General features: G+C 68.7%; 8 protein-coding genes and 1 pseudogene. 7 read left to right on the top strand and 2 right to left on the bottom strand.

The window, feature by feature from the left end; translation table 11 throughout:
- Positions 1-18: 18 nt before the first annotated feature.
- The 3 genes and pseudogenes from ACZ4VI_RS21760 to ACZ4VI_RS21750 all read left to right on the top strand — a co-directional run bounded on the left by ACZ4VI_RS21760 (position 19) and on the right by ACZ4VI_RS21750 (position 7,278).
- A complete protein-coding gene (locus tag ACZ4VI_RS21760; RefSeq protein WP_468001509.1) occupies positions 19-2,550 on the top strand; it encodes a Kelch repeat-containing protein in 2,532 nt (843 codons plus the stop codon).
- 588 nt (positions 2,551-3,138) lie between these two features.
- Positions 3,139-4,377 (top strand): annotated as a pseudogene (locus tag ACZ4VI_RS21755) (S8 family peptidase); the annotation flags it as partial.
- Positions 4,378-4,380: 3 nt separating this feature from the next.
- Positions 4,381-7,278 (top strand): carboxypeptidase regulatory-like domain-containing protein, encoded by a 2,898-nt coding sequence (locus tag ACZ4VI_RS21750; RefSeq protein ID WP_468001507.1) that lies wholly within the window; start codon positions 4,381-4,383, stop codon positions 7,276-7,278.
- Between the two features lie 134 nt (positions 7,279-7,412).
- Here the strand turns inward: ACZ4VI_RS21750 and ACZ4VI_RS21745 are convergent, their stop codons facing one another.
- Positions 7,413-8,612 (bottom strand): PucR family transcriptional regulator, encoded by a 1,200-nt coding sequence (locus tag ACZ4VI_RS21745; RefSeq protein ID WP_468001424.1) that lies wholly within the window; start codon positions 8,610-8,612, stop codon positions 7,413-7,415.
- A 163-nt stretch (positions 8,613-8,775) separates the two neighbouring features.
- Positions 8,776-10,269, bottom strand: a complete 1,494-nt coding sequence (locus ACZ4VI_RS21740) for a long-chain-fatty-acid--CoA ligase (RefSeq protein WP_468001422.1) — start codon at positions 10,267-10,269, stop codon at positions 8,776-8,778.
- Positions 10,270-10,824: 555 nt separating this feature from the next.
- On the opposite strand from ACZ4VI_RS21740, the gene ACZ4VI_RS21735 reads away from it, so the two are divergent.
- The 4 genes from ACZ4VI_RS21735 (at position 10,825) to ACZ4VI_RS21720 (ending at position 15,302) form a co-directional block, all read left to right on the top strand.
- Positions 10,825-11,847, top strand: a complete 1,023-nt coding sequence (locus tag ACZ4VI_RS21735) for an AraC family transcriptional regulator (RefSeq protein ID WP_468001505.1) — start codon at positions 10,825-10,827, stop codon at positions 11,845-11,847.
- A gap of 342 nt (positions 11,848-12,189) precedes the next feature.
- Positions 12,190-13,242, top strand: a complete 1,053-nt coding sequence (locus tag ACZ4VI_RS21730; protein WP_468001420.1) for a beta-keto acid cleavage family enzyme — start codon at positions 12,190-12,192, stop codon at positions 13,240-13,242.
- Positions 13,243-13,373: 131 nt separating this feature from the next.
- Positions 13,374-14,348, top strand: coding sequence for a quinone oxidoreductase family protein (locus ACZ4VI_RS21725; RefSeq protein ID WP_468001418.1), 975 nt, complete (start codon positions 13,374-13,376; stop codon positions 14,346-14,348).
- Between the two features lie 39 nt (positions 14,349-14,387).
- Positions 14,388-15,302, top strand: a complete 915-nt coding sequence (locus tag ACZ4VI_RS21720; RefSeq protein WP_468001416.1) for a TauD/TfdA dioxygenase family protein — start codon at positions 14,388-14,390, stop codon at positions 15,300-15,302.
- Positions 15,303-15,321: the final 19 nt, after the last annotated feature.

Genomic DNA, 15,321 nt, shown 5'->3' with positions numbered 1-15,321 from the left:
GGCAAGTACACGCTGAGCGTGCCCGTCTCCGGTACCTACACCCTGCAGGCCGACCCGTTGTATCCGGGTTACCGGCGGGACTCTCAAGACGTGCAGGTGGGTTCAGCGGATGTGACGCATGACGTCAACGCTCCGGTCGACCAGACGACCTGCACCGCGGCCGGGTACAACCGCCACTACACCGGCACCACCGAGTCGTTCGACGGCACCACAGCGCCGTCGGGCTGGACCGTCGACGACAAGGTCGGCAAGGGCCAGACCTGGGTGTTCAACGACCCCGGCAAGCGCGGCAACCTCACCGGCGGGTCCGGCAGTTTCGCCACCCTCGACAGCGCGAAATACGGTTACGGAAACAAGCAGGACAGCTCGCTGATCAGCCCGGTCATGGACTTCAGCCAGCGAACCCACCCGATCGTGTCCTTCCGCACCGACTACCGCGCCTTCGAAGGCATGACCGGGGACGTCGATCTCAGCGTCGACGGCGGTCAGACGTGGAACACCGTCTGGCACCACACCACCGACAGCGCCCGGGGGCCGCAGACCGAGCTCGTGGAACTGCCCCAGGCCGCCGGCAAGGCCAACGTCCAGGTGAGGTTCCACTTCACCGCCGGCCTTGGGTGGTGGTGGCAGGTCGACGACGTCTTCCTCGGCGACCGCACGTGCGACCCGGCACCGGGCGGCCTGGTCGTCGGCCAGGTGACCGACAAGAACACCGGGGCCGGGATCAACGGCGCCACGGTGACGTCGGCCGACCAACCCACGGAGAAGACGACCGCGGTGGCGACGCCGAACGACCCGAACCTGGGCGACGGCTTCTACTGGATGTTCTCCTCGCTCACCGGGGAGCGCACGTTCACCGGCACGGGGAGGATCCACTACAGCGCCTACAGCGCACAGGACATGACCGTCAACGTGGCCCCGGACAAGGCAACGGACGGCACGTTCGCCCTGGCCGCGCCCCGGATCGAGGTCAGCTCGGCCCAGCTCGGCAAGACCGTCGGCTGGCAGGGCCAGGCCAGCTCCACCGTGACCTTGAAGAACACCGGAACCGCCCCGGTGACCGCCCAGATCGGTGAGTCGCAGGGCGGCTACAAGCCGGCCGCGGCGCAGCAGGGTGCTCCGCTGCACGAAGTGAAGGGAGATTACCGGCCCGGACCGTTCCGACCCGGCAAGACCACGCAGACGGTGGGGGCCAAGTCGTCGGTGACGCCGTACGCGGAGTCGTGGACGACGGTGGCCGACTACCCCATGCCGGTCATGGACAACGCCGTGGTGACCCTCGACGGCAAGGTCTACTCGCTCGCCGGACACGATGGACACACGCAGGGCTCGACCAAGGCATATGTCTACGACCCGATCGACCGGGCGTGGAGTGCCCTGCCGAACATGAAAGCCGCCCGTTTGACGGCGCAGGCAGCCGTCTACGGTGGCAAGATCTACGTCTTCGGTGGCTGGGATGCGTACAACACGGTGGCCAAGACCGAGATCTACGATCCGGTGAGCCACACCTGGTCCATCGGCGCAGACATGCCGAATCCGGTTGCCGGCGCCGGCGTGGCCGAGCTGGGCGGCAAGATCTACAACATCGGCGGATGCAGGCAGGGCTGCTACAAGACGGCTGTCCAGGTGTACGACCCGGCGTCGGACTCCTGGAGTACGGCCACGCCCTACCCCGAACCGATCAGCTTCCTCGGCTGCGGCGCCATCGCGAACAAGCTGTACTGCGCGGGCGGGTCGTCGGGCAGTACCTCCACCAAGCACGCCTACAGCTACGACCCGGCATCCGCCACATGGACTCGTGTCGCTGACCTGCCGATCGACCTGTGGGCGATGGGCTACTCGGCGGCAGACGGCAAGCTCCTCGTGTCCGGCGGCGTGACCAACGGCCTCACCACGATCACCAACCGGGGCTTCGCCTACGACCCGGGTTCCGATGCCTGGACCGCGCTGCCCAACTCCAACAACACCGTCTACCGCGGCGGCTCCGCCTGCGGCTTCTACAAGATCGGAGGTTCAGACGGCAGGACCGGAAGGTGGTCCGCGACCAAGAACTCGGAGCTGCTCCCCGGCTATTGCTCGGCCGATGTCCCCTGGCTCTCGGTGGACATGACCGAGGTGACGATCCAGCCGGGCCAGAGCGTTGACGTCAACGTGAGCCTCAACGCGAACGAGATCACCCAGCCGGGCACGTTCGCCGCGCAGCTCACGGTCAAGGCGAAGACCCCGTACGAGATCGTGCCGGTGACGGTGACGCTCACGGTGAACCCGCCCAGGACCTGGGGAAAGATCACCGGGACGGTCACCGGGGTCGGCTGCGACGGCACGTCGCGGCCACTGATCGGAGCGACCGCGCAGATCACCGTGAGGAAGGCTAGCTACACGCTGAGGACCGACCGGAACGGCAAGTACGTGTTCTGGCTCGACGTCAGCAACAACCCGCTCACGGTGACTGCGTCCAAGGACGGCTGGGAGCCGCAGACCCGATCGGTCGAGGTCTTGCCGGGTAAGGCGACCACGGCCGACTTCCCCCTCAAGGAAACCTGCAGCTGATCTGACGCTCCGTGGGGGGGGGGGGCGGGGGGGGGGCGGGGGGAGGGGGGGGGGAGTCGGCCCAGACCGGGGGTTTTTTGTGTTTCGGGGGGGCTTTTGCGGGGGAGGCCCCCCCCCCCCCCCCCCCCCCAAAAACCCCCCCCCCCCCCCCCCCCCCCCCCCCCCGCCCCCCCCCCGCCCCCCCCCCCCACGGACGCTGTGGGCAGTCGTCCCGGCCAGGTGTTTTTGCGTGTTCAGGGGGATGTCGAGCCGCCGGGCGTCTGCATGGTTCGACATTCGTCGGGCCGGCGCTGGGATCGTCTCGACTTTCGACCGATGACGGAGCTGTTCCGCCGGTCATAAAGTCCGCGCGAACCTGTCATCCGGCAGAAGGGACGAACAAAGTCTCGTGCACCGTCCGGTCGATCCAGATTCTGGAAGCACGGGAATCTGCCTCGGACTATGGCGGCGACGGAAAGACCGACATGATCTCGGCCGAAATCATTAGGAATTCACGATTCGGGTTTGCATCTCTGTAGGAGAGAGCTGTACATGTCTCATCCCCCCTCCCCGCGACCATCCCTCTATAGGTCGCGTCCGCTCGCGTTGATGCCAGTGATTTCACGTACCCGGCGCACCCTCAGAGGCGCGGCCGCGGTCACCGTCGCGGCCCTGACGCTCGGCGTCGGTCCGGCGCTGCCCGCGACGGCGGCGAGCCAGGCCGAAGGCACGATCGAGAACGCGGGCGCGCCCGGTGCCATCAAGGATCGGTACATCGTGATCCTGCGCAAGGGTGCCGACGCCGACTCGCTCAAGGGCAAGGCGCTGGCCGCCACGTACGGTGCCAAGGTCAAGAAGACCTACACCACGGCGCTCAACGGCTACGCCGTCGAGCTGACGGAGAAGCAGGCCAAGCGGTTCGCCGCCGACCCGGCCGTGGAGTCGGTCGTGCAGGACGCGGTCGTCAAGGCGACCGCCACCGGCCCGAGCGGCACTCAGCCGTACCCGCCCTCCTGGGGGTTGGACCGGATCGACCAGCGAGCCCTGCCGCTCGACAACAGCTACACCTACGCGGGTACGGCGGGCAGCGGAGTCACGGCCTACATCATCGACACCGGTGTACGCATCAGCCACGCGGACTTCGGCGGCCGCGCCATCTACGGGTACGACGCCGTGGACGGCGACAACATCGCCGCGGACGGCGCCGGCCACGGCACGCACGTCGCCGGCACGGTCGCGGGCTCGTCGTACGGTGTGGCCAAGGCGGCCAAGATCGTCGCGGTACGCGTGCTCGACAACAACGGCGGCGGCTCCATCTCCGGCGTCGTCGCGGGCGTGGACTGGGTGACGGCCAACGCCGTCAAGCCGGCGGTGGCCAACATGAGCCTCGGTGGCGGTGCCAACACGGCGCTGGACGCCGCTGTTCGCAACTCCATAGCCTCCGGGGTCACCTACGCCGTGGCGGCGGGCAACGAGAACACCAGCGCCGGCAACTCGTCCCCGGCCCGCGTGACCGAGGCCCTCACCGTCGCCTCCTCCAGCACCGTCGACGCCCGCTCCAGTTTCTCCAACTACGGCAGCGTGGTGGACATCTTCGCGCCCGGGTCATCCATCAAGTCGGCGTGGTACACCGGCGACATCGACACCAACACCATCTCCGGCACCTCGATGGCGTCCCCGCACGTGGCCGGAGCGGCAGCGCTCTACCTCGCGGACAACCCCGCCGCGACCCCATCGCAGGTGGCAGAGGCGCTGACCTCCTCGGCCACCACCGGAGTGGTGACCACCCCGGGCACCGGTTCCCCCAACCTGCTGCTGAACGTTGAGACGTTCCGTTCCGGGCCGCACGGCATCGTCACGGGTGCCGTCACCGATGGCACCGCTCCACTGGCTTCGGCCAAGGTCACCGTGGGTGACGTCACGGCGATGACGGACAAGCAGGGGCATTACACCTTGACCGCGCCAGCGGGAACGTACGACGTCAGCGTGAGCAAGTTCGGGTACGCCACCAAGACCGTTTCGGGTGTCACCATCGGCGACGGTCAGACGGTGACCGAGAACTTCGCGCTGACCGCAAAGCCGCACGTGAACGTCTCCGGTGTGGTCCATGACGGTTCCGGTCACGACTGGCCGCTGTATGCGACGGTACGGGTCAAGGACGACCCGACGGCGGTCGCCTACACCGACCCCAGGACGGGTAAGTACACGCTGAGCGTGCCCGTCTCCGACACCTACACGTTGCAAGTCGACTCGTTGTATCCGGGTTACCGGCGGGATTCTCAAGACGTGCAGGTGGGTTCGGCGGATGTGATTCATGACGTCAACGTGCCGGTCGACCAGACGACCTGCAGCGCGGCCGGGTACGGCCACCACCACGACGGCACCACCGAGTCGTTCGACGGCACCACAGCGCCGTCGGGCTGGACCGTCGACGACAAGGTCGGCAAGGGCCAGACCTGGGTGTTCAACGACCCCGGCAAGCGCGGCAACCTCACCGGCGGGTCCGGCGGTTTCGCCATCCTCGACAGCGCGAAATACGGTTTCGGAAACAAGCAGGACAGCTCGCTGATCAGCCCGGTCATGGACTTCAGCCAGCGAACCCACCCGATCGTGTCCTTCCACTCCGACTACCGCGCCGTCGCGGGCATGACCGGGGACGTCGATCTCAGCGTCGACGGCGGTCAGACGTGGAACACCGTCTGGCACCACACCAGCGACAGCGTCCGGGGGCCGCGGACCGAGCTCGTGGACCTCTCCCAGGCCGCCGGCAAGGCCAACGTCCAGGTGAGGTTCCACTTCACCTCCGGCTTCGGGTGGTGGTGGCAGGTCGACGACGTCTTCCTCGGCGACCGCACGTGCGACCCGGCACCGGGCGGCCTGGTCGTCGGTCAGGTGACCGACAAGAACACCGGGGCCGGGATCAACCGGGCTACGGTGACGTCGGCCGACCAGCCCACGAACAAGACGACCTCGGCGGCGACGCCGAACGACCCGAACCTGGGGGACGGCTTCTACTGGATGTTCTCCTCGCTCACCGGGGAGCGCACGTTCAACGCCACGGTGGGGAACTCCTACAGCGCGCAGGACATCACCGTCAACGTGGCCCCAGACCAGGCAACGGACGGTACGTTCGCCCTGCCCGCACCCCGGATCGCGGTCCCGGCCCAGGTCAGCACGACCGTCGACTGGCAGGGCCAGGGCAGCTCCACCGTGACCTTGAAGAACACCGGAACCGCCCCGGTGACCGCCCAGATCGGTAAGCAGCCGGTCGGCTACCAGCCCGCCGCGGCGGCGCAGAAGGGTGCTCCGCTGCAGGAGGTGAAGGGACACTACAGACCCCTGCGATTCCGGCCCGGCAAGACCGCGCAGTCGGCGACCGCCGAGCCCTCGGTGACGCCGTACGCGGCGCCGTGGACGACGGTGGCCGACTACCCCGTACCGGTCATGGACAACGCCGTGGCCACCCTCGGCGGCAAGGTCTACTCGGTCGGCGGAACCGACGGCACTGCTACTCACAGCAAGGGCTACGTCTACGACCCAGTCGCCCAGGCGTGGACTGCCCTGCCGAACCTGAGCATCGGCCGGGAGGGGGCGCAGGCAGCCGCCTACGGTGGCAAGCTCTACCTCTTCGGCGGCTGGGACACGTACGGGTGGCCGATCGCCAAGACCGAGATCTACGACCCAGCGACCGGCGCTTGGTCCACCGGCGCCGACAACCCGAAACCGTACGCCGGCGCCGGCGTGGCCGTACTCAACGGCAAGATCTACATCACCGGCGGCTGCGGGTACGACCACTGTAACGGGACGGCCGTGCAGGCGTACGACCCGGCGTCGGACTCCTGGAGTCCGGGCACGGCGTATCCGGAGCCGGCCTCCTGGCTCGGCTGCGGCGCCATCGCGAACAAGCTCTACTGCGCGGGCGGGGCGACCCTGGCCGGCACCATCAAGCATGCCTACAGCTACGATCCGTCGTCCCGCAACTGGACCGCCGTTGCCGACCTGCCGATCGACCTGTGGGGGATGGGCGTCTCGGCGGCGGACGGCAAGTTCCTCGTGTCCGGCGGCGTGACCGACGCCTTCACCACGATCACCAACCAGGGCTTCGCCTACGACCCGGGTTCCAATACCTGGACCGCGCTGCCCAACTCCAACAACACCGCCTACCGCGGCGGCTCCGCCTGCGGCTTCTACAAGATCGGAGGTGCCCCCGCAGGCTGGGAGGCGACCAAGAATTCCGAGCTGCTGCCCGGCTATGGCCAGTGCGCCGAAATCCCCTGGCTCTCGGTGGACAAGGCCGAGGTGACGATCCAGCCGGGCGAGAGCGTTGACCTCAACGTGAGTTTCCATGCGAACGTCGCCGAGATCACCCAGCCGGGCACGTTCACCGCGGAGCTCACGATCGCGGCGAAGACCCCGTACGGGGCGATCCCCTCGGCGCTGGTGGCGCTCACGGTGAACCCGCCCCTGACTTGGGGAAAGATCGCCGGTACGGTTACCGGGGTCAGCTGCACCGGCACGTCGGCGCCACTGACCGGAGCGACCGTGCAGATCACTTCGAAGGCGGCGAGCTACACGCTGAAGACCGACCGGAACGGCAAGTACGTGCTCTGGCTCGATGTCAGCGCCAACCCGCTCTCGTTGGTCGCGGCCAAGGACGGCTGGGCGACGCAGACCCGATCGGTCAGGATTACGAAGGGCGTGGCGACCCTGGCCGACTTCTCTCTCAAACCCGACCGCACCTGCACCTGATGTGACGCTTCGTGCGGGGCCGGGCTGGCCCCGCACACACAGGCCGGCCCCGCCACCGATCCGGTGGCGGGGCCGTCGCCCTTCCCCGCCGCCCGTCTGCAGTGGGGGGCAGCGGGGCGTCGCCTGACTGGGGTTCAGCCAGCGGGCCGGTAGCGGCCGGTGAATCGCGCGAGTTTTAGTCCGAGGTGCAGGCAGAGACGTTCGTTGCCGTCTTTGAGGTTGGCGCCTGCCAAGTGTTCAAAGCGCTGAATCCGGTAGTACAGCGACGTACGGTGCAGCTTCAGGCGTCGAGAGGTCGCGAGTGCGTTCCCGGAGAGATCAAGATAGGTCTCCACCGTCTGAAGCAGAGGCAGCGCCTCCGGATCGGTGAAAAGCCGCTCGAGCCCGGGATGAAGCACGAGATCGCCGAGGTCTTGACTGAACAGCTGCGCGAGTACCCGGTAGATACCGAGCTGGGACCATCGGGCAATCCGGCTGACGTCGGGCATGGAAGCAGCGATACGAGCGGCTTGGTCGGCCTCGAGATAGGAGTCCCGTGCCTGCGTCAACTCCGACCGTGGCTGTCCGACGCCGATCACGGATGACGACACCTGCTCGAGTCCGGACATCGCGGTCTGCAGGGCGTGGTCGAGGTGGGACGCATAACGGTCCACCGTCAGCTCGTCGACCTCCCCGTCCGTGCCGAAGAGAAGCAACCCGTCGCTGTGAGAGACAAGGTGGACGGCGTGTCTTGCGGGCAGCCTTTGGCGGGTATTGACGAGTGCATGTTCGAGAGCGAGCCGCACCTGGGCATCCGGCTCGGCATCGGGGGTGAGCACCGGCCGGGCCACCAGCACGACGACACCGAGGGAGGGGTCGAAGTGCCTGCCCTCGATGAGGGTCCGAGCCGCAGAGGACTGAACATCGCTGCCGCAGAGCAGCAGGTTCCTGATCGCCTCTGTCTCCCGGTTCTGCGCGAGTTCGCCGGCCAGCACCTCACGATGCAGCGCAAGAGCGAAGTCCTGGGCGGCGGTTTCGGCCAGCGCGATCTGCTCCGAGCTCATCGACTCGTCGGCATCGATGAGCCACAGATAGCCCAGGAGAAGGTCGTGGTGCCGGATCGGTATGCATTTCCGCGGCAGCATGCCGAGCGAGACGTTGTGGGGAATGCAGACCGGGTGTCGCGCTTTGGCCAGCTCGAACTGTCGAAGCCATGCCAACACCTCGGCAGATACGCAGCGCTGCAGAATCGAAGCATGGCGAACCGTGTCGGGCAGCTCACTGTGCCGGCTGTAGACCACCAGACGCTGTCTGCGGTCCTCGACGGTCGCGGGGCGTGACAGCTTGGTCGCCACTGAGTCAACGAGGTACTGGAGCTCCGGGTACATCTAACACCTCCGGGCGGTGCAGCCCGTGCTGGTCCGAGCACACTCGATGCCACCGGTGTGGCAACGCTTCCTACGCTTGCCAAAGCCGCCAGGACGCGGCCCGCTCGCGCGAGGCCCGTCGGCGCGTGGTTCACGGACCGGTGACCACGATCTCGCGCTTGAGGATCTTGCCGGTGGGGCCCTTGGGGAGCTCGGCGGTGAAGGTGACGATGCGGGGGTACTTGTACGCCGCCACCCGGTCCTTGACGTGGTCGCGGATCTCGCCGGCCGTGGCCTGGGCGCCGGGCCGGAGCGTGATCACCGCGGCGATCTCCTCGCCGTGGACAGGGTGCGGCACGCCGACGACGGCGGCCTCGGCGACGGCCGGGTGCTCGTACAGCACCTCCTCGACCTCACGCGGGTAGACGTTGTAGCCGCCGCGGATGATCAGGTCCTTCTTGCGGTCGACGATGAAGTAGAACCCGTCCTCGTCGACGCGGGCCAAGTCACCGCTGTGGAACCATCCGTCGCGGATCGCCTCCGTCGTGGCCTCCGGGCGGTTCCAGTAACCGGTCATCACGTTCTCACCGCGGATCGCGATCTCGCCGACCTCGCCCGCGGGCACCTGGCCGCCGTCCTCGGCGACGATCTTCATCTCGACTCCGCGGATGGGCTGTCCGATCGAGCCCGCCTTGCGTGCGCGGTCCGGGTGGTTGAAGGCTGCGACCGGTGAGGTCTCGGAGAGTCCGTATCCCTCCAGTACGGTGGCGCCGAAGCGCCGCTCGAAGCCGTGCAGCACCTCGACCGGAAGCGAGGCGCCGCCGGAGACGGCCAGGCGCAGACAGTGGGCGTCGAAGCCTTCGGGGAGCTCGGCGTGGAGCAGCGCCGCGTACATCGTCGGCACGCCGAGGAACACGGTGACCCCGTCACGGGCCACGATCTCCAGGGCGCGCTGCGGCTCGAACCGCGGCAGCAGGGTCAGTGTGGCGCCGGCGGCGACGGCGGTGTTGAGCGCGCAGGTCTGGCCGAAGGCGTGGAAGAGGGGCAGGCCGCCGAAGAGCACGTCGTCGGGTCCGACCTGGAGCAGTGTCTCGGCGGTGGTGGCGGTGTTGGTGGCCAGGTTCCGGTGCGAGAGTGCGGCCCCCTTCGGCGTCCCGGTCGTGCCCGACGTGTAGAGGATCAGGGCCGGGTCGTCGTCGGTCCGCTCGACGATGCCGGGCATCGGTTCGTGAGCCCGGAGCATGTCGTCGAACGCCGTGGGCTCGGTCACCAGGCATGCGGTTCCGGTCTCGGCGGCGGCCTTCGCCACCTCGTCCGCGAACAGGGGGAAGACCAGGGCGATGCGTGCCCCGCAGTCGCGCAGGGTGAAGGCCACCTCACGCGCCTTGAGGAGCGGGTTCATCGGCACGACCACGCCGCCGGCCCGCAGGACGCCGTAGTAGACGACCGGGAACAGCGGGACGTTGGGCATGGTCAGCGCGACACGGTCGCCGGGCCGCAGGCCGCGGTCGCGCAGGAGGGCGGCGACTCGGGCGCTCGCGTCGTCCAGCTGGGCGTAGGTGAGCGTGCTCTCGTCGTGGCGCACGGCGATGCAATCGCCCTGCGCCGCCGCGGAGTCCACCAGGAACGTGGCGAGGTTGGTCATGTCGGCAATCTCCTTGAGTTCGTCTCGGCCTGCGACGGGGCATTCCGGGGGCGGATCACATCGCGAGGGGTGACCCCGTCGCGAGCGCCGTCGGTACAGGGGCGGCCGTGTACGGCGGCTCCTCGGGAGGATGCTCCTGCCGACGGTCGGTGCCGGGGGGCCGCAGGGACAGCAGCGCGACGAGATCGGCCCCGTCGGTGTGGAAGGGCAGCGCCGCCCGGGTCTGGTAGCCGCGTGTCGCCGGATCGGCCAGGCTGCGGCCGGTGTCCCTGACGTGGCCGAGTATGTGCCCGTCCGCGTACTGCGGGACGGGACGGCCCGGTCAGATCTTCGCCCCGCCACACCGAAGGGCCCGAACAGGGCGCGCGCAGCGCCTCACCCGCGTCCGTCCTACCGGTCATGTGCGCCTCCCACCCTCACGCGTTCACCGGCCCGGGGCGGTTGGCACTGCGGACCGTGCCGGTGAACGGCGTCATGCTAGGTTGCCCACCCACGTCATGCTTGTCCTGGCGTGACGAGAGGCTTTTCTTTTCGGGACAGGCTTGGAGCGTGCAGATGAGGCCCCTGGTCCGCACCGCAGCCCTCAGCGGCTACGTCGAGCTGTGCCGCTCGCTCGGCATCGACCCGCAGGCGCTGATGAAACGCGTCGGCCTGGACACCGCCGACCTCGCGGTCCAGGACCGGTGGATCTCCGGCGCGGCCGCGGTCCAGGTGCTGGAACTGTCGGCGGCAGCTTCGGGTCACGAGGACTTCGGCGTGCTCATGGCGGAGTTCCGGCGCTTCTCCAATCTCGGCCCCATCAGTCTGGTCGTCCGCGAGGAGCCGGACGTGCGAAGCGCTCTGGGGATGTTGATCCGCCATCAGCACATGTACAACGAGATCCTGCACACCGGGCTGTCCGAGGGGGACGGACTGGCCACGTTGCAGGTCGGCCTGCGGCTCGGCGAGGTGATGGAAGCCCGGCAGGCCACGGAGCTGGCCGTCGCCGCCTACCACCGGATCCTTCGCGCGTTCCTGCACCCCCGGTGGCAGCCGCTCTCCGTCTGGTTCAGGCACCCTGCCCCGGCGGACGCCGCGACGCACCGGCGCGTGTTCGGCCCCGTCGTGGAGTTCGGCCGCGAGTTCGACGGCATCGTCTTCTACGCCGACGATCTCGCCGCGCCCAACGCGATGGCGGACCCGCTGCTCCACGAGTACGCCCGCCAGTACTTCAATGCGATCGCGGTCCCCAAGGACACCACCGTCGCGGACCGGGTGCGCGAGCTGATCGAGGTCCTGCTGCCGACCGGGCGCTGCTCGATCGAGCAGGTCGCGCGCAGCTTGGGCGTCGACCGGCGCACCGTTCACCGTCACCTGGCCACCTCGGGTGAGACGTTCTCCTCGCTCCTCAACGCCAGCCGCATGCACCTCGCGGAGCAGTTCGTCGCGAACCCGCGGCGTTCGCTGACGGAGATCTCCGACCTGCTGGGCTTCTCGTCGCTGAGCGCGTTCTCGCGCTGGTTCCGCGAGCAGTTCGGGTGCAGCCCGCGGGCATGGCGCAACGGCAGGAGCCGGCGGCAACTCCCCGGCCAGGACTGACACCACGCGCGGTACGGGCTCGGCCGGGTCGTGCCGGCTCCCTCGGCATGACTCAGGGGATGTCCCCAAATGACAAGTTATTTGTCCCAGTGAGTCAAGCAATCACAGGTGCTTGCCCCTACCTTGGCAGCACCGCGGAGACGCGGTCGGCCGCCGGAGGGGACTGTGGTACTCCCCCCGTGCACCAACGTCCCCTCCGGACCGGCCGAGCGCACCCGGGCCGCCATGCGCCCGCTGTCCCCCGGTGACCCGCATCGATCCTCGCCGGACATCTCATGCCCTCGTATCGCACGCGGCGATGCTCCCGGCGAGTGATCAACGATCGCACGAAGGAGACGGACCGTGCACTTCCACGACGACTCACTTTTCCCGGAGAACCAGGAGAAGCTGGTGATCCAGGCCGCTCCCTACGGGCCGGAGTGGCTGCCCGGGGACGCCGACGACCTGCCCCTGACGATGGACGAGCACGTCCAGGCGGCCGTCGACTGCTACAACGCCGGCGCCACCGTGCTCCACATCCACGTACGTGAGCTCGACGGCAAGGGCTCCAAGCGGATGTCCATGTTCAACGAGCTGCTTGCCCGGCTGCGGCAGGCCGTGCCGGACATGGTCCTGCAGATCGGCGGCTCGATCTCGTTCGCCCCGGAGGACGAGGGCAGCGAGGCGAAGTGGCTGAGCTACGACACCCGCCACCTGCTGGCCGACCTCACCCCCGCGCCGGACCAGGTGACGATCGCGATCAACACCAGCCAGATGAACATCGTCGAGATCATGACCGACGACGACCTGGAGGGCACCTCGATCGCGAAGCCCGAGTACTACAAGGCGTACCGCGACATGGTCGTCGAGGCGGGCCCGGATTTCTACCTGGAGCACCTCAAGCGCCTGCACGCGAACCGCATCCAGCCGCACTTCCAGCTCGCCACGCCGGCCCAGCTCGAAACCGTGGAGCGGCTCATCCGGGCCGGCATCCACACGGGTCCCCTCATCCTCAACTACGTGGCCATCGGCGGCGGTTTCGCGGGCCGTCACCCCGCCGACCTGATCGAGTTCGTCCGCCGCACCCCGGACGGCGCCGTCCTCACCATCGAGAGCTCCATGCGCGCCGTGGCGCCGATGAACGCGATCGGCATCGCGCTCGGCGTGCACGTGCGCGTGGGCAACGAGGACAACCTGTGGCGACGCAAGGGCGAGCGCATGACCACCGTCGAACAGGTCGAGCAGATGGTGCAGGTCTCCGAGGCGCTCGGCCGCGACATCGCGACCGGCGCCGAGGCGAAGAAGATCTACAAGCTCGGCGAGTACTACTCCGGTGCCGACGAGACGCTGGCCCGCCTCGGCATGGTGCCGAACCGCCGACCCGGTCAGCGCGGCTTCATGCTGCGCGACGTCTGACCGCGGCACGGGGCGGCACCCCGCCGTCGCGCACCCACGCGACCCCACAGGGCCGCCGGGGCGACACCCCTCCCGGCTCCGGCGGCCCACTTTCTCTCCCCCTCACCTCCCACGAACAACGGAGCACGTTCATGGCTCACGCCATTCGCTTCAAGGAGACCGGCGGTCCCGACGTCCTGCGCTGGGAAGAGGTCGTCGTCGGCGACCCCGACCCGGGCGAGGTACGGATCCGGCACGCGGCCGTCGGACTCAACTTCGCCGACACCTACTTCCGTAGCGGCCTGTATCCCGCACCGCTGCCCGCCGGACTGGGCGTCGAGGCCGCGGGTGTCGTCGAGGCGGTGGGCGAGGGCGTCACCCATGTCACCGAGGGCGACCGGGTCACGTACACGGGAAGCCCGCTCGGCGCCTACAGCACGGAGCGGGTCATGCCCGCCGACTCGCTGATCCGGCTGCCGGACACCATCGGCTTCGAGACCGCCGCCGCGATGACGATGCGCGGCCTCACCTCCGCGTATCTGCTGCGCAGGATCCACCCGCTGAAGGCCGGCGACACGATCCTGCTGACCGCGGCGGCGGGCGGCGTCGGCCTCATCGTCTGCCAGTGGGCCAAGCTGCTCGGGCTGACCGTCATCGGCACCGTCTCCACCGAGGAGAAGGCCGAGCTCGCCCGCGCCCACGGCTGCGACCACGTCATCCACTACCAGCGCGAGAACGTGGCCGAGCGGGTGCGCGAACTGACCGACGGCGCCGGGGTCCCGGTCGCCTTCGACAGCGTCGGCAGGACCACCTACGCCGCCTCGCTCGCCTCGCTCCGGCGCCGCGGTCTGCTGGTCTGCTTCGGTACGGCCTCCGGCCCGGTCCCGCCCATCGACGCCATGCAACTGGCCGTCAACGGCTCCCTGTTCGTCACCCGTCCCGCGCTCGCCGACTACATCGCGGACCCCGCCGAGCGGGCCGAGCTGGCGGGCGAGCTCTTCGACCACGTCGCCTCCGGCCGCATCGCCATCGAGGTCAACCAGCGCTACGCGCTCGAGGACGCCGTACAGGCGCACCACGAGCTGGAGGCGGGACGGACCACGGGATCGTCCGTCTTCGTCCTCTGAGCGAGCCGAGCACAACGCCCCTGTCCAGGAGGAAGAACCATGGAAAAGACTCTCGGCCCGGCGCAGGGCACGCCCGCGCTCGTGCGCCCGCGCTCCCGCGGCTCGATCAAGGTCGAACCCCTGACCTGCACCATCGGCGCCGAACTCTCCGGTGTGAACCTCGGCGACGCCTCGCGCGACGACGACCTGTTCACCGAGATCAGGGCCCTGCTCCTGATGTACAAGGTGCTGTTCCTGCGGGACCAGGACATCACCCGCACCGAACACGTGGCCTTCGCCGAACGCTTCGGCCCGTTGGAGGACCACCCGGTGGCCGGCAGCGACCCCGACCACCCCGGCCTGGTCCGTATCTACAAGGACCTGGACAGCCCGGCGGAGCACTACGAGAACGCACTGCACACCGACGGCACCTGGCGCGAGAACCCGTCCATGGGCGCCGTGCTGCGCTGCGTCGAGTCGCCCCCGGTGGGCGGCGACACGATCTGGGTCAACATGGCCGAGGCCCACCGCCGCCTCCCGGAGCACATCAAGACCCAGATCCAGGACCTGCGCGCCCGGCACAGCATCGAGGCCACCTTCGGCGCCGTCATGCCGCAGGAGAAGCGTCACGCGCTCAAGGCGCAGTTCCCCGACGCGGAGCATCCGGTGGTGCGCACCCACCCCGAGACCGGCGAACAGATCCTCTTCGTCAACGCCTTCACGATGCACTTCGTCAACTACCACACCCCCGAGAACGTGCGCTTCGGGCTGGACTACGCCCCCGGGGCGGGCCTCCTGCTGAACTACCTGATCAGCCAGGCCGCGGTCCCCGAGTACCAGGTGCGCTGGCGCTGGACACCGAACAGCGTCGCCATCTGGGACAACCGCTCCACCCAGCACTACGCCGTCCAGGACTACTGGCCCGCCGTCCGCCGGATGGAGCGCGCCGGGATCATCGGCGACAGACCGTTCTGACCCTTCCTTTCCGTCAAGA

Source organism: Streptomyces sp. NPDC029169 (genome assembly GCF_055563935.1).
The sequence above is the reverse complement of the archived record's forward strand: the minus strand, read 5'-3'. Positions and strand labels throughout refer to the sequence as shown.